At 39.5% G+C, this 19,552-nt stretch carries 16 protein-coding genes; 3 read left to right on the top strand and 13 right to left on the bottom strand.

Annotated features, from left to right (window positions below):
• Positions 1 to 2: 2 nt before the first annotated feature.
• The 7 genes from tssF to tssI form a co-directional block, all read right to left on the bottom strand.
• A complete protein-coding gene (gene tssF, locus TW85_RS24340; protein WP_046019738.1) occupies positions 3 to 1,769 on the bottom strand; it encodes a type VI secretion system baseplate subunit TssF in 1,767 nt (588 codons plus the stop codon).
• 2 nt (positions 1,770 to 1,771) lie between these two features.
• Positions 1,772 to 2,209, bottom strand: coding sequence for a type VI secretion system baseplate subunit TssE (gene tssE, locus TW85_RS24335; RefSeq protein ID WP_046019737.1), 438 nt, complete (start codon positions 2,207 to 2,209; stop codon positions 1,772 to 1,774).
• A gap of 3 nt (positions 2,210 to 2,212) precedes the next feature.
• Entirely contained in the window at positions 2,213 to 3,685 is a 1,473-nt protein-coding gene (gene tssC, locus TW85_RS24330; RefSeq protein ID WP_046019736.1) for a type VI secretion system contractile sheath large subunit, read from the bottom strand.
• A 41-nt stretch (positions 3,686 to 3,726) separates the two neighbouring features.
• Positions 3,727 to 4,239, bottom strand: coding sequence for a type VI secretion system contractile sheath small subunit (tssB, locus tag TW85_RS24325; protein ID WP_046019735.1), 513 nt, complete (start codon positions 4,237 to 4,239; stop codon positions 3,727 to 3,729).
• 668 nt (positions 4,240 to 4,907) lie between these two features.
• Positions 4,908 to 5,426: an Hcp family type VI secretion system effector gene (locus TW85_RS24320; protein ID WP_046019734.1), complete on the bottom strand. Its 519-nt coding sequence runs from the start codon at positions 5,424 to 5,426 to the stop codon at positions 4,908 to 4,910.
• A 337-nt stretch (positions 5,427 to 5,763) separates the two neighbouring features.
• A complete protein-coding gene (locus TW85_RS24315; protein ID WP_046019733.1) occupies positions 5,764 to 6,048 on the bottom strand; it encodes a type VI secretion system PAAR protein in 285 nt (94 codons plus the stop codon).
• A gap of 30 nt (positions 6,049 to 6,078) precedes the next feature.
• Positions 6,079 to 7,926 carry a type VI secretion system tip protein TssI/VgrG gene (tssI, locus tag TW85_RS24310; RefSeq protein ID WP_046019732.1) on the bottom strand — a complete coding sequence of 616 codons (1,848 nt, stop codon included), beginning with the start codon at positions 7,924 to 7,926 and terminating at the stop codon, positions 6,079 to 6,081.
• Between the two features lie 387 nt (positions 7,927 to 8,313).
• Here tssI and TW85_RS24305 point away from each other — a divergent pair, with 387 nt between their 5' ends.
• The 3 genes from TW85_RS24305 to TW85_RS24295 are packed head-to-tail and all read left to right on the top strand — an operon-like array spanning position 8,314 to position 11,999.
• Positions 8,314 to 8,910, top strand: a complete 597-nt coding sequence (locus tag TW85_RS24305; RefSeq protein ID WP_046019731.1) for a CDP-alcohol phosphatidyltransferase family protein — start codon at positions 8,314 to 8,316, stop codon at positions 8,908 to 8,910.
• 54 nt (positions 8,911 to 8,964) lie between these two features.
• Positions 8,965 to 10,686: a bifunctional alpha/beta hydrolase/class I SAM-dependent methyltransferase gene (locus TW85_RS24300; protein ID WP_202904905.1), complete on the top strand. Its 1,722-nt coding sequence runs from the start codon at positions 8,965 to 8,967 to the stop codon at positions 10,684 to 10,686.
• Positions 10,680 to 11,999 carry a dual specificity protein phosphatase family protein gene (locus TW85_RS24295; RefSeq protein ID WP_046019730.1) on the top strand — a complete coding sequence of 440 codons (1,320 nt, stop codon included), beginning with the start codon at positions 10,680 to 10,682 and terminating at the stop codon, positions 11,997 to 11,999. The genes TW85_RS24300 and TW85_RS24295 overlap by 7 nt, the downstream gene beginning before the upstream one ends.
• Positions 12,000 to 12,069: 70 nt before the next feature.
• Here the strand turns inward: TW85_RS24295 and TW85_RS24290 are convergent, their stop codons facing one another.
• The 6 genes from TW85_RS24290 to TW85_RS24265 form a co-directional block, all read right to left on the bottom strand.
• On the bottom strand, positions 12,070 to 12,729 hold the full coding sequence (locus TW85_RS24290) for a lysophospholipid acyltransferase family protein (protein ID WP_046019729.1): 660 nt from the start codon (positions 12,727 to 12,729) through the stop codon (positions 12,070 to 12,072).
• Position 12,730: 1 nt separating this feature from the next.
• Positions 12,731 to 13,579, bottom strand: coding sequence for a phosphatidate cytidylyltransferase (locus TW85_RS24285; RefSeq protein WP_238326291.1), 849 nt, complete (start codon positions 13,577 to 13,579; stop codon positions 12,731 to 12,733).
• 191 nt (positions 13,580 to 13,770) lie between these two features.
• Positions 13,771 to 14,445 carry a DUF2931 family protein gene (locus tag TW85_RS25780; RefSeq protein ID WP_052702404.1) on the bottom strand — a complete coding sequence of 225 codons (675 nt, stop codon included), beginning with the start codon at positions 14,443 to 14,445 and terminating at the stop codon, positions 13,771 to 13,773.
• Positions 14,442 to 16,418 carry a DUF2235 domain-containing protein gene (locus TW85_RS24275; RefSeq protein ID WP_046019727.1) on the bottom strand — a complete coding sequence of 659 codons (1,977 nt, stop codon included), beginning with the start codon at positions 16,416 to 16,418 and terminating at the stop codon, positions 14,442 to 14,444. Before TW85_RS24275 ends, TW85_RS25780 begins: the two co-directional genes overlap by 4 nt.
• On the bottom strand, positions 16,406 to 17,293 hold the full coding sequence (locus TW85_RS24270; protein WP_046019726.1) for a DUF4123 domain-containing protein: 888 nt from the start codon (positions 17,291 to 17,293) through the stop codon (positions 16,406 to 16,408). Before TW85_RS24270 ends, TW85_RS24275 begins: the two co-directional genes overlap by 13 nt.
• Positions 17,293 to 19,326 (bottom strand): type VI secretion system tip protein VgrG, encoded by a 2,034-nt coding sequence (locus TW85_RS24265; RefSeq protein WP_046019725.1) that lies wholly within the window; start codon positions 19,324 to 19,326, stop codon positions 17,293 to 17,295. Before TW85_RS24265 ends, TW85_RS24270 begins: the two co-directional genes overlap by 1 nt.
• Positions 19,327 to 19,552: the final 226 nt, after the last annotated feature.

The following is a 19,552-nucleotide window of genomic DNA, read 5'->3' as shown; positions in this document are numbered from 1 at the left end:
ACCTAAATTAGCGGTTGCACACCAATTTTTGCGCCCCAGGTATAACGCTCATTGTTGCTCGAATTAATCACCACCAATTCATGGAAAGAATTAATACTTGCGTATAGGGTAAAAAAGCGACTTAACACAGTGCCAAACAAATACAGGTCACCTTCTGAACCAAACGCAGACTGATCTAAGGTGATCTCAGATTGCAATCCACGAACAGGCAAACCTCGCATGATTTTTTCAATCGGCTTAGAGGTCACCTTAGTAATACCTTGCAAACGTTGTTGGGCAACAATCTCTGCCTGTCTATCAACTAAGGCTCTAAAGTCGTAAGCACGCAATACGGCACTTAATGCGTCTTTAGATAGTAATGATAAATAGTTCAAAGACAGATTAGAGATCAGAGTCCACAACAAGCTTCCATCCAAAACAGGTCTTAAAGCCTGGGTTGGTTCAGTAATGTTTTCAAAGGTCGCAAAGGTAGGCGAACTGGCTGTAGGTTGGCAGATATCACCACATCCCAACTCAAGCGGAAGTTGACGATTACTACAGGTAATACGTAACGAAATCGCCTCGCTCATGCCAACAGCGGTTGTCTCATCACTGCGTACAAATGACATAAAATGGTCAAAGCCGTCATTACGAATGCTGTCTTTTACACGAACACGATAATAAAGTGCTTTTCTATGACGAGTTCGCTCTATCTCATGCTGAAAACTTTCAAATGGCGTGTAAACTCTAGGCTTACCCCTTTCTCTTCCATTTTGTGTTTCTTGCCAACCTTCAACTTTATCAACACTGAAAATTTCATAATTTGCAGAGTGTCGGCTTGAAGGTGTTATTCGGTATTCGCTGCTTTTACCATTTAAATCAATCGGATCAGCATCATGTTCAAAAAGATTTATTGCAGGAGCACAATAAAGTTGAAAACACTCTTGGCGCACTCTCACATCAGCAGGAATCATTTTGGAAAAACTAAATCGAATGGTTAAATCACCGTTCATAGATGCATTAACAAATTCGCCTATCGATTTTAAGTCAAAGAATAAAAAAGCCTCTTGAAAGCTCAGATACTCTTGTAAAATACGGTAGCCTTCATAGACATTTTTGGGATAACTCAACAATGCATCTTGGCTTTCAAAACCCGCTAATTTAAAGCAAGATTTTGGAATGGATACCGTCTTACCATTGCTAACAATATCAATACGAGTCAGGTAATGGCTAAGCCATAGATAGAGCATTTGCGCACTATAGGACTGGCCACCGATATAAAAGCGTAGATCGGTTAAATCAATATCCACTAACCTTTGATCACCCAAAACTTTAAGGTCTAAATCAATTTCAGATGAGTCTCTAAAATTAGTAGTTTCTACAGATCGACACTCAAGAGGATATACATCCATATCGCGGCAAGTGCGAAACTGGCAAACCGTATCTAAAACAGGCTTACTATCTAGGTAAGTACCTTTTTTAATTTGCTGACGCGCGCTAATAGATTTTTCCGTCGGAAAAAACTTAACGATAGTCATGCTCGGAACAGGCCTTAAGTAGTTAGGCCATAACATACCTATGATGGAGTGAGTAAGTTCAGGAAATTCATCCTCAACCTTAGCGCGTAAGCGCCCAGTTAAAAATGCAAAACCTTCTAATAAACGCTCGACATCTGGATCAGTTGAGCCACCATTTAAGAAGCGTGACAACTGAGGATGTACTTGTGTAAATTCCGCACCTTGCTCTTTTAAAAAGGCAAGTTCTTCCCTGAAATATTTATCCTGCGACACAACTAAAATACTCTGTATTTTCTACTATTATCTAGCAACAACTGAATCTGAACGTTTTCATGTAAAGCTTTACTGCTAATTTTTGCCTCAATTTGAAACCTTAAATTCAAAGGACTATTGAGATCCGAAACTACCCGTATTTCCATACAATTTAAACGCGGCTCATATTTTTCAAGACAATGACGTATGGCAAACTTGATTTGGACAGCAAGATCATTGCTGCCCAAAGTCGCATCATTAAAATCAATCAAACCTAAGCCAGGAGCACTTTGTGCCTCTCCCAAGCGTGTGTTCAACAAATTACTAACATTACGTTTTATTGACTCAAGCACATCACTAGGATCTGGCCCCTTAGTTACAGACCTTAGTGATGATCCAGCTTCTAAGCGTTCAAAGAAGCTGACACCATACGCACTCTCTTCAAGTGCGATATACGACATAAATTACTGATCCAAACGTCCAACAAGCGATAGTTCGAAGTTTGCACCCATGTATTTAAAATGAGGACGGACAGAAAGTGACACTTGATACCAACCTGGATCACCCTCAACATCATGCACTTCAATTTTTGCAGCACGAAGAGGTCGACGACTACGAACATCAGCTGGCGGGTTTTCTTGGTCAGCAACGTACTGCTTGATCCAACCATTCAATTCGCGCTCTAGGTCTTGTCTTTCTTTCCAAGAACCAATTTGCTCACGCTGTAATACTTTAATGTAATGAGCTAAACGGTTAATAATCATCATGTAAGGTAACTGAGTACCTAACTTATAATTCGTTTCTGCTTCTTTACCTTCTTTAGTATTTGGGAAGATTTTTGGCTTTTGGATAGAGTTCGCAGCAAAGAATGCTGCATTATCACTGCCTTTACGCATTGTTAAGCCGATGAATCCTTCTTCAGACAACTCAAAGTCTTTACGGTCAGTGATTAGCACTTCTGTAGGGATTTTAGAGTGTAAAGCTCCCATAGACTCAAAGACATGCACAGGCAGATCTTCAACAGCACCACCGCTTTGTGGTCCAATCACATTTGGACACCAGCGATATTTTGCAAAGCTATCAGTCAGACGGGTGGCAAAAGCAAACGCAGTATTCCCCCACAAATAACTTTCATGCGAGTCACTTACACTTTCACTGTAGTTAAACTCTTTAATTGGGTTCTCAACAGGATCATAAGGTACACGAAGTAAGAAGCGAGGCGCTGTAAGGCCGATATAACGAGCATCTTCAGTTTCACGCAATGAACGCCACTTCGTATATTTAGGGCTTTCAAAGGTAGATTTTAGATCTTTGATGTTTGAAATTTCTTCGAAAGAATCAACACCGAAAAACTCTGGCGCTACACCAGAAATGAAAGGAGCATGTGCCATAGCACCAACACTACCCACATATTGTAATAACTTCATGTCAGGCGTTGAAGGCGTAAAAGCATAATGACCAATAATTGCACCAACTGGTTCACCACCAAACTGACCATAACCAGCAGAATAAACATGCTTATAAAGGCCTGATTGCGTTGTTTCTGGTGCAAATTCAAAATCTTCTAACAACTCATCCTTGGTTGCGTGAAGTAGCTCTATTTTAATATTTTCTTTAAAATCAGTACGATCGATCAACAATTTCAATCCACGCCAAGCAGACTCCATTTGTTGAACTGATTCATTGTGTAAAATCGCATCGACTTGAGTACCAATCTTTTTATCCAACTCAACAAGCATTTGATCTACCAAAGACTTATTGACGATATCGATTGCTTGGCCTGAGCCGAGTAGATTTTCAATAAAGGCAGTTACACCTTTCTTAGCAACACCATAACCTTCTTCATCTGGCGCCATCTTAGTTTGGGCCATGATTTCATCTAGCAAACCCACTTGAGCTTGGCTTTGCTGTTCTACTACCTGTTCTTGTTCAGACATAACGCTTTACCTTTAACAATCCTTATTAAAACCGCCCAAAATTACTCAGTAACTTCAGGTTCTTCCGCTTCATTTAACAGCTCAAGCTCTGCCAAAAGCTTTTCTCTAGACTCATCCGATGTTAACAAGTCTTGCATGCGTGAACGGAACGCAGGCACATTTCCAAGAGGTCCTTTAAGTGCAACCAAGGCTTCCCTTAGCTCAATTAACTTATTTAACTCAGGAACTTGTTTAACAATTGAATCAGGCGAGAAATCAGCAAGTGATTTAAATTCTAGGTTTACAGCAAGATCTTGCCCTTCTTCATCAACCAATTTATTTGGCACTGAAGCGCTTACAGACAATTCACTTTCACGCATAACAGATGTGAAATTATTTTTATCTATTGAGATTGCTTCCCTATCTTCAATAGGTGCATCTTCTGTATGACCTTTAAAATCGCCTATTACTAACGTCTTTAATGGCAGCTCGATTTCTGATTGAACATCACCAGTATTTGGAACATATTTAATATTAATACGTTCTTTTGGCGCAACACTTTGTTCCTTTGACATACCTTCCCTTTAACTCCAATTTTTAAAAACATAATTCAAAATAAACAATTACATTTGAATTACATTTAAACTCCATTTAGACATTCCATTATGCATCTGAAAAATGCAGGGGGGAGATTACCAACTAACAATTTGTTTTCAATAGCCAATTTCCTACAAGATAAAATTGAAATAAATTATTTTTCAAAAATAAGAAAGTCACAACAAAACGCTACATAAAGACTAAAATGTGATAAAAACATCAAAAAAACCACTTAAAATCATATTTTAAGTGATTATATTGCACTTTATATAATTCCTACTTATCTCTTACAATTTTAAATTGTTATTAAAACATTTCTCATTGAAATATAAACTTACAATAAAACTGAATTTTATGCTTATTTCATTTAAAATGAATTATCACTCACTTTAATAATTAATAAAAAATTACATTTATATTTTTTAATTAATACATCAATAATCATTAAATATATCGAAATGTGCAATTTACTACACATTTCAATATTAAATGGGATCAATCACTATTAAAAAAAACGCTAAAAAATGAAACTTTAGAATTAGATCGAGCACAAAAAAAAGCCACACAACAAAAATTGTTGTGTGGCTTTCCTAAAAAACAGCGTTTAAACTTGTGTTTTTTATAAGCTTATAACTTTTGTTATAAACTAAGCTTCAACTGGCGCTCTCCAGTCATCAGAACCAGATGTTCCAGCAACTGTGTGTTCCCAATCAACTTTACGGTACGCTAAAGAAACTTCTACTAGCTGAGTAAACTCAGATTTAGATGAATCTTGGCAATGAGGCATTTTGCAATCGATATTAACGATAGTTGCATCAGTTAATTTAGTTGAGAAGAAATGCTCTTGCTTACCTTCAACTGAAGTGCGGTACCACTTCAATTCAACGGTTGGCAATGCTTCACCAGAAGCTAATGCGTTGTACATTAGAGGCACTGATTTATTTAGCGCTACTGTGAATTTGAAAGGCTTGTGTACACGTTGACCAGCAGGTTGGCCTGATTGTGGGTCAGTAGGTACAGTAACGATGTGGTCAAATTGCTGAACAAGCATTTCGTCTTCGTGACCTTCAACATAAATGTTACCGACAGAATCTGCAGTAAATGAACCTGCTGTGATGTTACCCTGTGTGTTACCTTCAATCGCAATGTAGCATGGAGTTGGCATAATATAATCCTTATAAATGTGAACCGCAGTTCCTTAAATAAAACGTCGTACTCATGTAGACACCTGTATAAAAGCAACCGATATGCCAACTTTTTAAAAATGCTAAAACAAAAACACAAAGCATTGTTTTATATGTATTTTTTTATTTTATAGAAACCTAAAAACCACCCAATCAAACTCCTAAGATCAGTCTAAGCAATTAATTGCTTAAGCTATAAGCCATTAATTGCTTAAGAGTAAAATCTTGCTTAACTAAGACTTTTATAGATGGCATAAAAAAAGCCGCATTAAGCGGCTTTCTATTATTCAATAGCTCTCTGGTAAACAATCAGTTCAACTAACCCACATTTACGGTTCCACCACCAGTAAGAGCACCACCACAATCAACAGGGTCGCCACTTCTTGCTACAGGCATACCATCCGCAAAAACACTCCCAGAACCACCAGCTATAGATCTACCATGGGGCGGATGCTTTGGCTTAGAGTGCATTTCTAACGGATCACCCATTCTCGCTATTGCCGCACCATCTGCTTTTACCGTGCCAGAACCCGCTGTAATGGCGGTTGGAGGAAAGCCATCATGATCAAGCCCTTTATCACCTACTTTTGCAGCATTTCCCATTTTAACTTCCCTTTAAACGTTCATTTATTATTAGTTTAGGTTTATTGCTGCACCAGAAACATGAACACCTGCCGCATCCACTTTTACAAAGCTACCACCTGCCGACAAAGTAATCTCATTCCCTGCATCAAGAACGACATTCGCACTACCACTTAATTGAATATCTAAACCTGCATCTATCGCGAGAGCTTTAGCTTGCTTTCTTTGTAAGCTTTCAAGCGTTTCACTATTTTTATCGCCTTTTACTTTGACTCGACACTCACCCATCACACTAAGGTGATCATTAGCACTGATAGTTTGAGCTCGGTTATTTTGAACATCTATGTGCACATCATTTTCAATCGTATCAATTCGATCATTAAGCACTTTAAGGTTTAAATCCTTTTGTGCGATTAAAGCGATTCTTTCCTGTTCTGCCTGATCTTCAAAAGCCAACTCGTTATAGCCCTCACCTTGATGACTTTGTGTTCTTAAGACAGTTTTACTTTCATGTTCTGGTAGAGCATATGGAGGAAGACTCATACTGTTAAACACCCTACCTGTAATAATGGGCTGGTCAGGGTCACCTTCTAAATATTCTACAATCACTTCATGCCCTATCCTTGGTAATGCCATAACACCATATTGAGACCCAGCCCAACCATTTGAAACTCGTATCCAGCAACTAGATAAATCATCGCCACTTGCATACCTATCCCAAGGAAACTGAACCTTTACACGGCCATGCTCATCACAAAAAATCTCTTCTCCTTCAGGCCCAACGACGATAGCTATTTGAGCGCCATCTATTCTTGGCTTGGCATTGATATCTGCTCGCCAAACAACATCGTGAGTAACCAGCTCAAACTCATTACCATAACGAGTCATACCCTCTCCACCCATCTCTTCCAAAGCTTGTGGCTGTTCGCCCTCGTGAACAACCTGTGTTACTAACCATTCTTGATTACACATATCATCAGGATGATTTTCGAGAAGCATTTTATATCCAGCAGATAAACTCGCTAAATTACTTCCACCTAAGGCTTGAACTGACTTTTTACGCAATGACTGTAGGCGATATTGAGAAAAGGCAGCGCCAGAAGTATCAGATTTGTACCGACCAGGCGCATCAAAATGCTCATAATTAGCGTTAATTTCACCTTCAGCATTGGCCAGCTGTAAAAATGAATAGTCAGGTTGTTTAAAGCTGTAATCTTTTAACGTAACTAAGTTTGGTACCAATTCATTCACTCGTTTAAAGGATTGAATAAATGGTTCCCCTTTACCACCAGCCGCGGTTGCATTATATGAACAAGTGTCGTGAATTTGAGGTAAGGCCTGATTGTTATCACTAAATATTAGGGTATGCTTTTCATCCGCTTGGCTAAAGAAATAAAACAAACCTTCCTCAGCTGTGATTCGCTCAATAAAAGCTAAATCTGTTTCCCTGTATTGCACACAGTATTCACGTTGCTCACTCTCTCTTAATGTCGAAAAGGCATAATCATTGATCCCCATTTCCTGCAAAAGAATAGAGATAATTTCTGGTACAGTTTGTAATTGGAAGATACGACTATTTTGACGCAACTCACTACGACTTAACGCGGGCACCATCACTAGGTGGTAATAGGTATGGTGATGGCCTGTGTCCCCTTGAGAGAACTGCTTCACTATGCCATGCCAAGACTGCTGTTCAACCCCATCTAAGCTCACACACAGGCTCACATTCTTATCTAGAATCGCTTCAGGTGTATGGTTTTCAACTCTACTCGCCAAATCAACCGAAAATTCATAAGTGCTAGAGATTGCTTCTATCCCTTTAAATCGTGTAACCACGAAATCTTTCTCTTCAAAGCCTTCAATGACTAAGCTAAAACGCAATCCAGTTTGTAATTCCATTTACCTATTCCATCTTAAAACACTGATAACACGAATATCCGACTGCCTTTAAGCAAATAACCAGCCAATATCACAAAGCTATGTTTTAACAGTGTTTTTCTTTAAATTTCGCCAAGCCACGCAATAACTTGCTCAAATTGAGCAAGTTATTGCCCAAAACCTGATTCCAAACCTCCCTAAGCAGCTTTTTACCTAGAGAACCTGCGAACAAGGTTTAAATTAAATTCATACTTATTAATTTAACTTCTTGCTTCTATTAGAATTTTTATAAAAAATCATCTTTGTGGCGAAAAGCAAACAAGGCAGGCACTTTGATAACAAGCAAATTTTAAATGCGGCCTGTTAAACTTCGTCCAGATTCAATCACTTAAATAAAATGGATTTTATATGCTCACCATCTATGACTTAAAACCTAAGTTTCAAAACTTACTCAGACCTATTGTGCAATGGCTTGCTGACAAGCACATAAGACCAAATCAAGTAACTTGGTTTGCACTTTTTTTATCAGGTCTTTTGGGTGCTTTTATCTACTTCAGTAATGGAGCGGCATGGTCTTTGCTTTTATTGCCCGTTGGCCTTTTCATACGAATGGGGCTTAATGCCATAGATGGTATGCTGGCCCGCGAACATGACATGCAAACCAAAGAAGGCGCAATGCTAAATGAGATGACAGATGTAATTGCTGATAGCTTTATCTATCTTGCGTTTGTCAGTATTCCTTTAGTTGAGTCTAGCCTTATCGTGCTGTTTGTTATTATCAGTATTTTCACTGAAATGGCTGGCATTGTAGGGCAAGCGATAAACAATGACAGGCGATATGATGGCCCTATGGGTAAAAGCGATAGAGCATTTGCTATTGGTCTTGCAGGTGTATTAATCGCATTAGAGTTAATCAATGAAGAATGGCTTTTATATTATTTACTTTTAGCTATTTTACTCAGCATCGTGACCCTTTATAACCGTATGAAAAAAGGCACTCAATAAAACAAGAAACAAGCTAAACACTCATTGGACGAAACGAATATCAGGACGATAAATATGGATATGCAAACAGGTACATTTACCAGCTTTGATAGGCAATCCCTCTTTTACAGAAAGTGGCAACAGACTGAAACGAAAGCAAAAGTGCTGTTGTTGCTTCACAGGGGACATGAGCACTCAGCTCGCCTTCAAGAAATTGCCGAGAACAAAGCCTTTTCTGATTACACCATCTACTCTTTTGACAACAGAGGCCATGGCAATACAGCAGTAAAAGCCACCGTTGAATTTATGCACCTTGTCAGAGATTTAAATGCTTTTGTCTCTTTTGTTTGTGATCAAGAAAACATAAACGAAGAAGATATTTTTGTAATAGCAAACTCGGTAGCAGGTGTTGTAAGCGCTACTTGGGTACATGATTATGCGCCAAAAATTGCTGGCATGGCACTTATTGCCCCTGCATTTAAGATCAAGCTATACGCGCCTTTTGCCAAACCAGCCTTAAAGCTCGCCATTCAATTTAAGCCAGAACTTAATATCACCTCATATGTAAAATCTAAGTTTTTGACTCACAATAAAGCAGAGCAAATAAAATATGATAATGATGGGCTTATTACGCCAAATATCCCAGCAAGTCAGCTCACCAGCCTTTTAGATACAGGCGAACGAATTGTCGCTGATGCAGCCATGATAACAACGCCGACGTTAGTACTTTCAGCAGGTAAAGACTATGTGGTGGACTCTAAAGTTCAAGGTGACTTTTATGCCAACCTTTCATCGCCTTTGAAAAAGTTTGTTCCTCTGGAAAACTTTTATCACGGCGTACTCTATGAAGATAATGCCGAAATAGCCATTGATGAAATCGCAGCGTTTGCCAAACAAGCCTATGCCAACAAAGCCTCAGATTTAAGCCATAAACTCATTAATATCACAGAGCAAGAGTGCGATAAAATAAGCTATGGTTCTATGCCAAAACTCACCAGAGTTAACTTCGCATTACAGCGTATTGCAATGAAATACCTTGGCTTTATCAGTAAAGGGATGAAAATTGGCCTGAAATACGGTTTTGATTCTGGCGTGACTTTAGACCATGTTTATAAAAATCAGCCAGAGGGCAAAACATTAGCCGGTAAACTTGTTGATAAAGGCTATCTCAATAGCATTGGTTGGAAAGGCATAAGACAGCGTAAAGTACATAGTATCCAAGCAATTAAAGACAAGATCGAACAACTAAAAGCGCAAAACAAACCAGTTAGAATCTTAGACATCGCAGGTGGGCCCGCCAGATACCTAGTTGAAATCGCTGCAGAATATAAAGATGTCACAATACAAGTTAGGGATTATCAAACTCAAAACATTGAGCAAGGGCAGGCCTTAGCCAAAGAAAGAAACCTGACTAACATACATTATCAACAGAGCGATGCCTTTAGTCCTGACTCCTACCTAAATGATGAATTTAAGCCAAACATTGTGATTATCTCTGGCGTATTTGAACTCTTCCCTGATAATAATCTGATAAAAAATGCCATCCAAGGGGTGACTTCAATTATAGAAGATGAAGGCTTTCTTATTTACACAGGTCAGCCTTGGCACCCTCAACTTAAACAGATTGCCCATGTATTAGGAAACCACCAACAAAGTCGCTGGGTAATGCGTCGTCGTAGCCAATATGAATTAGACAATCTATTTGCTCAGCATGGGTTTGAAAAGGATAAAATGCATATCGACAATTGGGGGATATTCACCGTGTCCTCTGCTTTGTTTAAGGGGGAGCAATGCTAACGTTTCAAGCCGAAATGCATGCTCAAGCAAAGCTGAAAGAACGCATCATCTGGCTACTCTATCTGGGCACTGTGTTCTTTTTACTTTATGGCGCAGCCAATGAGTTTGCTAGCCTGACAGCACCACACTTCTCATTTTATTTTGAATGGGAGAAGCAGATAGACTTTATTCCAGCATTCATTGTGCCTTATATGTCATCAGATCTCATATTCGTTATTGCCTTTTTGCTCCCTCAAACACGCCTTGAACTTAGGGTATTAGCACTGAGAGTACTCTTTATTGTGCTTATTTCTGTGATGATATTTATTGCCTTTCCTTTAGAGTTTTCATTTTCTAAACCCTCAACCGAAAGTTATGCTTTTCTCTTTAAATTACTCGAAGCAGATAAACCCTTTAATCAGCTCCCTTCTTTACATGTGAGCTTTGCCATCGTTTTTTGGTTTAGCATGAAAGAGACCATCAACAACCACCTCATCAAGGCTGTTCTACTCTCTTGGTTACTACTTGTGATCGCTTCAACCTTGTTAGTTTATCAGCATCACTTTATTGATTTACCAACGGGTGCATTGGTTGGCATGCTTGCTATTTTATTCATTCGGGAGAACCAAAGTAAGGTATTAATCACCAAGTTTATGACACCAAGACACCTTAAAATGGCGTCTTACTTCCTAGCATTAAGCATAGGTTTAATGGTTATGAGCTTTGCCCTCACCCCTATCTTTCTCTACTTTTTCCTTTGCTGCTTTAGTGTCAGTATCATTTATGCTTTTGGTCTAAATCATTTACTAGATATCAGTTATAAAAAGGCAAGGTTAATACGCTGGTTTATCCTCTTCCCCTATTACTTAGGGTGTAAACTTTCTTGGATGCGTTATAAAAAGTCACTTCCTCTTGTTTCTAAGGTCGACAGTGGGGTTTATCTTGGCAGACACCCTAGCATTGGCGAATATTCTAAAATCAATGCATTAGGGGTAAAACGTGTCATTAATTTAGCGACCGAACTACCGCTTAACAAAACCGCCTTGATACAACACAGATTTAATTTCTTGGATCAAACCATTCAATGCCCTAAAGCCATTCACAAAGCCGTTGTCTTGATAGAAAAGCATAAGTCAGATGGCATATATGTACATTGTGCTCTAGGGCTTTCTCGTTCCGTGATTGTGATATGGGCTTGGATGCTATTTAACGGAAAAACTAATGAAGAGATAACAGAGCACCTAAACGAAATTCGACCAGATTATGTCAAATCTAAGTACATGGAAGTGAATATATCCCTGTATCAAAAGTACTTAAACAGCCAATTAAATTAACAATTACAGCTCCCTCCCCCTCAAGAAGTTAATACTAAAAGAGAGCCAAGCATTTAAAAATTGGCTCTCTTTATTCTTGCTCCCCATCTATTAACTGCTTAGTAATACATTGCTCAGCCAGGCGTTCGAAACAAGAATCTAACTGGTTAATAAACTCAGTCGCGTTATCTACCGACCCTATAGGCTCATCAATAATCACATCACAATTAAAAGGCACCAAAATCGCTTCACCTTTAGGTAAAGAGCGCCCTAACCCATGAATCATAACAGGCGTTGCTTGAGTATCATTTCTTTCACTCAATAAATAATAAACCCCTTTTTTAAGCTGGCTTAATTGCTCAGGTTTGCCTCGACTTCCTTCTGGAAAGAGAATCAGAATATCTTCTTGATCTAACGCTTGATGACAGGCTGAGAATAAGTTCGCCTTATCACCCTCCCCTTTTCGCTTCATTGGCACTATGTTAATACAGTTAAGAGAGAGCCAAGACAAAAATCCTTTTTTACTTAAAAAATAATCCACTGCGGCAACAGGCCTGACTTTATGAATCATAGATAAAGGGTATAAACTCATTAACACCAGAGCATCGAGATGACTGTTATGATTGGCAACAATGACCGCTGGCCCCTTAATGGGCAAGCTCTTACGGCCTCTTAAATTCAGACCAAGGATAACTAAAACCACTGGCTTAACCAAAAAAGCGAAGAAAATTACTTTAAGAATACGTCCCACGCTAATAACTCACATAATAAATAAGATGGAAAAACAAAGGCGAGGTATAAGTTAAACTATCCATTCTATCTAGAATTCCCCCATGCCCTGGAATCAAGCTACCACTATCCTTAATTTGCAAATCTCGCTTCACTGATGAAATAACCACATCACCCACAAAGCCACTGGTAGCAACCAGTAAACCAGCAAATGCACCTTGGTAAAAATTTAAAGGGGTTAATAAAGGCCCAATGATAGCGGAACACAAAGTCACCGTTGCAACACCACCAATAAAGCCTTCCCAGGTTTTATTTGGACTCACCTTAGGAATAATCTTATGACGACCAAACAGCTTGCCCCAGACATATTGGCCTACATCATTAAACTGGGTCATAAAGAGCAAAAACAAAACTAACCCTAATGCTTCATATTCATGACTAGTCTCATTAGTAGATCCGGGCAAAACTAACAGATAAGCAATATGGCTAATGCTGAAAACGGTCAGCATACAAGCCCAATGAACAACACCAGCCGAGCGAATAAACCCCTTAGTATCACCTGTTAGCACCATACGCATGGGCAAAAATAAAAAGACATAAACAGGAATAAACACAATAAACATGCCGTACCACTCAATAGACACCCAGTAGTATTGCAGTGGAATAGATAGATACGCCCAGAAAATCACCTTACGATCAACAGGTCGCATAGGCACGATAGAAAGAAACTCTTTTAACGCCAAGAAGCTTAAAAATGCAAAAAAGATAATTGATATAGTCGTACCACTTAACAGCACAGCAAATAAAAGCCCGATAATCACCCACCAAGACTTAATCCTTTGCTTTAGCTCCTCATAGCTATCTTGTTCCATTCTGCTCCTCATAAAACCACACGCCAAAGTGGCAAGAATCAAAATAGATAAAACGATACCCATGATATAGGCCACACTTCCTGTAAAACTAAAAATAACCACTCTCCCTATATATGGTTCAAATAAACGTCTGTATTTTGACAATAAAAAAGCCGCTATGGAAGCGGCTTTTAGGCATCTCAATTAAGCTATTAAATTTTTTCAGGAGGTAAGGTGACTACACCATAGCTCGTTGAAATTGGAGCTTGATCAAGCTGAAAGCGCCAGTAAGGTATTTCATTTTTCTCAAGAAACTCTTTGTTCTTATTATGAAATTCATTAATCCCATACTGGTCTTCAAGAGCATAAGATTTGTCATATTCTGTTTCCACTTCTTTAGCGAAAGCTCGACTGACTAAAACACTTTCATCCCAACAACCATTAAATAGATACACTTCCACATAACCATTTGGTGCAAGCCCAAATACAAGGCCTTTAGGAATAAACAAATTCTGACAATTTGAAGCTGAAGTTTTATCCATCATCATTTCAGGTAGTTCTTTAGGTAAATCAAGAACGATGCCATAGCGTTTTTTTGATATATAACTCACCCATTCAACAAATGCACCTACAGGTACTCCATCTTTAACAGTTCGCTTACTTTTATGCTGAAATTTAAACTCTCCTTTTAAAATCATACTCTTACGGAAGTCAGATACGGCACCAACCTCTAAACCCTGTATAAGTTTTTTATCCTCGAAAAAAAAACCTAGTCCAGTATTATGTATTTCATCAGTTGTAGGACCAACTAAGTAGCTCCACTCTTTTGGACTATTAGTGCAAGCAACAAGTAACAATGAAGATAAAAATATAAAAACTTTTTTCAAGATTCCTCTCCTGGAGTATTTGCAAAATATTCCCTTACAGGTAGATCATTTACGATATTTGCACTATTTACTATACCATCAATAAAGCCATTATTTTTAGAGCTATGATGACAATAATATCGTCTAATTAATTTATACTTTTTATTGTCTATTTGGTTCCTTAAATCCAAAACACCACTTTTACAAGCACTCTTAAGAAGCTGGCTATCAACATCCTTTAGTTCTATAGGTAAAGACCTATCTTTTAAATTTATTTTCAAATCAGGATTTGACTCTTTCCATTCTTTAAATGGCACTCCAACATGGCAACCCGCCTCAAACATCATATGCAAAGGGATACGAGAGAGCTCACCTTCAACCATTCTTTTTAACATAACATCAACATGAATAAATTTACGGGTAGACCTTCCTTGCCTCCTAAAACGGTATTTCACTTTTAGCCCTATTTCACCAAAAGCAAAATCATCATCATAGGATTTATCTCCTTTGACTTTAGTAACGATTTTGTCACCCCAGCCTTCGGATAACTTTAGTTGAGCATATTTTAAAGCATCTTGATAAGCTCGATTATCTGTATGAAGTTTCCCTGTGATTTCACGCTCAGAACAAACAAAATAGCGCAATCGACTTCCTTCGATCATGGCAGCATCTGCATTGGCAGAATATGTGTGTCGGCTTCTATAACCGCCACCTACATCAGAATGGGCTCCAGGTAACATTACCTCAGTAAATTGTGACGCTATCTTTCTTCCTTCAATATCTGAGGTAATACGGGTCAAGGGAAAGTTTTTTCGATATTCATCACCCGCACATAAGTGTACAACCCTTTCAGCACAATCATCAGACAAGCCAAGCAAGGTGTCCTGCACAGCGGACTCAACCGTATCAAAAATACCAACAAAGCCAATGCGGCTATCTTCGCGCTTTGTCCAATCATAACCAATCTTAAAGCCAAATCCACTAATAGTCGGTAGTGACTTAACTAAACCATGATCATCTTTAGTATCAATAGTATTTACAAAATGACGCGCAGCGGCAGCGCCTCGACTAAACCCAAAAACATCAAACTTAATACTTAAAACACCGTCATATTCACTAAAATCTTGAATTAAAGCCAGCCTGTCTTTAATCAAAGTATCGCACACCTGCTCCACTCTTGATTTGATTGAAGTGTCACCCAAACTAAAAGCAGAGCCCATAACATTGTCACTCTCACCTTCAGTAGTACCTATACCTTCTACATAAACCCCAGCTGCCAATTGGCTACTCGTTTCATCAAGTTGAGTTAGATACAAAGCATAAAGCTTCTCAACATTCGTTTTATCATTAGCATAGCTACCTTCTACTGGTAATTGGCCTTCACGACAGAGCTCTAAATTTTCTTCTAGCTCAGTAGGATCATTACAAACCTGCGCTAACCACTCTTCAATTTCTTGCTGTCCATTTAAGGCATTCTCTGTATTGTTTCCTGTGCCATCAAAAAACACACCAATCCTCAAAGACAGATAATTAAAACCCGCCACTTTAATCACATAACTATTATCAGCGATAAGGCTCAGACAGCTGGTTGCTAAATGCTTTTCAGGTAGTTTTTGTTCACCTTCAAGGACAATTAAATCCCCTGTGGTGACTGACTGGAGCTCTTTAACACTGACTTTATTACCTGGCTTGGTTAGGTTTTCATCCAAGCTTTTAGCAATTTCTGGATCACTACCATCATCAGGTTTACGGGTTTGTGCTTCTGCTAGCCAAGTTTCATTATCAAGCACTAAGGTAACAGGCCCTGCTGCTAATTTCTTAACTAGTATGGGGCCATCTTTTAGGGTGATTTCATGTTCAGTACCCGCGCCATCGGTTAACAAGCCTTTAATGCCAGCAAAGCCTTTATTGTACTCATCAATAATTTGAAGCTCGACCCAATGAGTCAAAGCCTCACATTCAATACAGGTACCATCACCCGCTAAAGCTGCCATGCACTATTCTCCATCCATTCTTGTACATATTCTTGTTGCTTAGTATCCAATTTCAAACTAGAAACAAGTTCATCCAATTCCGTTTGTGTACCATGGGCAATATGAGCTAAAACCCAAAGCTCGGCCTCATCTTTCGCTAACTTTTGCTCTTTAGCTTTCTCAAAGCCTGTTTCCAAGGTGACTAATGGTGTTTTTAGCTTACTCATCAACTGAGGTAGTACTTCCCATAACCGACGAGATACTGCGTAAGCATGATGCTTAATATTGTATAAGCCTGCTAGGTGTTCTGGGGCGATTATCCACCAAGGTTCGGTGCGCACTTCATATTCTGTTGCTTTATCGTTTTCAAGCACAATAAAGCCTGTCTCAGCACCTTCTTCCTCAGCACCTTTTTCTGTTGCTTCATTATCAGCAAGGCTTTCTTCTAAGCTCTCTTCAAAAGCAGGCTGAATCAAGATAGCATCAATATTCCCCATAAACTCTGACTGTTCAGCCAAGCTCATCATGGGTAACATCTGTGTTAGCACCTTAGTATCGTAAAACCGAAACAGGACTTGCTCTTCCGCTAATTCAGCATTTAATAAACTACGTAAGTGCCTTGCGACAAGCGCCTTCTCTGCATGAGAATGTAACAAAATCCCTTGAGATAAAATTGACTCAGGCAAGGATAGAGCAGTATCTGATACTGGAATAAGCCAAGGGGTTTGCGCTTTTAAAGTATCAAAAGGTGGGTCAACAAATAGAGGTTCTGCAGAGGTCATAAAGCCCTGTACAGCCTGCTCTAAAAAGTAATTTTTAGCCTTTTCACAGGTGCCATGATCCAGTAACCAATAACAGCTTTTCTGGTCATACTTTGCAAGCCAAGTATCACGCATCATGCACCCCCTTCAGCTAAAGGGCAAAGCTTAACAGCCACAACATTCGCTTCTTCTGCCTTTAGAAATCCTGCTAGTGAGATACGCCTTGCTTCCGCTAATGGTTCAGGCTCTTCCAAAGAGTTTGGCAATTCTGCCATGAGGCCTTTGTAGCCAGAGCCTTTGCCTGCGGCGCCGCCGGCATTAAGGTTGATACCCCCACCGACAAGGTGAACACCACCGCCATCGATTTGCATAAAGCTGCCACCCGCTTTGATTGTGATAGCACTGCTTGCATTAATCGCGACTTTGGAACCACTTTTAAGATGTATCTCGTTACCTGCTTCATTAACCAGAGCTTTGCCTTGCTTTAAGGTTAGAGAACCTTCAATCACTAGGCTTTGGCTGGCGGTAACATACTCACGTTTTTCACCTTCTACGGTTAAGGTGTCATCCAGCTTCACATGGCTAAATCGGTTATTAGTGACCTTAATATGTTGGTCATTTTGAATATCATCAGTACGATCATTTTGTACTAAAAGACTCAAATCCTTTTGCGCATGCAGATAAATTTCTTCTTGTTCCGCTTGGTCTTCAAACCTTAATTCATTATGACCATCCCCTTGATGGGATTCGGTACGTAATACCGTTTTAGTCTTGTGCTCTGGTAACGCATAAGGCGCTTGATTCGCTATGTGGTAAGTTCGACCAGTAATGATTGGCTGATCAGGGTCACCCTCTAAAAAGCTTACAATCACTTCATGCCCAATACGCGGCAGGGTCACCATTCCATATTGTGCCCCTGCCCACGCCTGAGATACCCGCACCCATGCACTGGAAAATTCATCCCCTTGGCTATATCTGTCCCAAGGAAACTGAATTTTTACCCGCCCAAACTCATCGCAGTAGACCTCTTCCCCTTCCGGTCCGACTACGATGGCGATTTGTGGCCCAGTCACTCTCGGCCTAGCACCCAAATTAGGGCGCCACTGCCGATGTGCGGGTATCACTTCAAATTGATTTGAATAACGCGTAGCTCCTTCACCACCCATTTCCTCCAACGCTTGAGGTTGTGAGCCTTTATGCTTAATTTTCACCAACAACCAAGCTTGATTACAAACCTCTTGCGGGTGATCCATCAAGGTCACCTTATAACCCGTCGTTAAGGCTGCAAAATTACTTTCGCCTTGTGCGTAAATAGCATCATTACGTAATGCTTGAATGCGATACTGAGCAAATGCTTTGCCGCTCTCATCGTCTTTATAACGCCCTGGATAATCAAAGTGATCGTAAGTCTCTTGTTGAGACTCCAATTCAGTACCAACCGCATCCTGTAAAAAGCTATAGGAAGGCTGCTTAAAGCTATAGTCTTTAAGTTGTACACTCGCAGGCTTTATTTGTGTATGTCGAACAAAATGTTGCGCAAAAGGTAGGCTAGCTTGCCCGCCAGACAATGGGTTATACATCATAGCTTTAGCAACATTGGGTACAGCTTGGGTGTCATCACTAAACACTAAGGTGTGCTTACCATCTAAATGGGTGAAGAAATAAAACAACCCCTCTTCTGCAGCAAGTCTAGAGACAAAGTCAAAATCAGTCTCACGATACTGAACACAGTATTCTCGTTGGAGGCACTCACGGCTGAAAGAAAAGGCGTAATCATTAATGCCCATTTCCGTAAGTAGAATAGAGATAATCTCTGGCACACTTTGTAACTGAAAGATTCGGCTATTATGCCTTAGAGATAAACGACTCAGTGCTGGCACCATTACCAGGCGATAAAAAGTATGATGATGCCCTGTGTCACCCTGCTCAAATCCCTTTACTATGCCATGCCAAACTTGCTGAGGCAGTCCATCTTGATAAACGCTTAAGCAAACAGGCTTATCCACTATTTGCTGCGGCATAAGGTTTTCTACTCGGCTTGCCAGCGTGACATTAAAATAAAAAGGATGAGATAAAGATTCTTCACCGCTAAATTCTGTTACAACAAAAGCGCTTTGAGCCAAGCCTTCAACAGTAAGGGTAAATTGTAATCCAGTTAGCTGTGCCATGAGGTTAGTCCATTAATTCTGTCATAGATGATAAGCCTATCTTCCTGAGGCTTATTATTTATTGAGTCTTTACTCAGTTATTTGATGAAGCCCCATTAAAAAGAGGGCTAAGCAGGCGTGAAGAGCAATTATTAGGCCAGCAAGGCTAAAAGCTTGAAATGATTAGTTTTTTGGTGATCTAGCATGAAAACAGGCAAAGTATTGCTAAAACCTGAGTAAGAAGTTG

The organism is Marinomonas sp. S3726, from assembly GCF_000967665.1.
GTDB lineage: Bacteria > Pseudomonadota > Gammaproteobacteria > Pseudomonadales > Marinomonadaceae > Marinomonas.
This window is presented reverse-complemented; position numbering and strand designations above follow the sequence as displayed.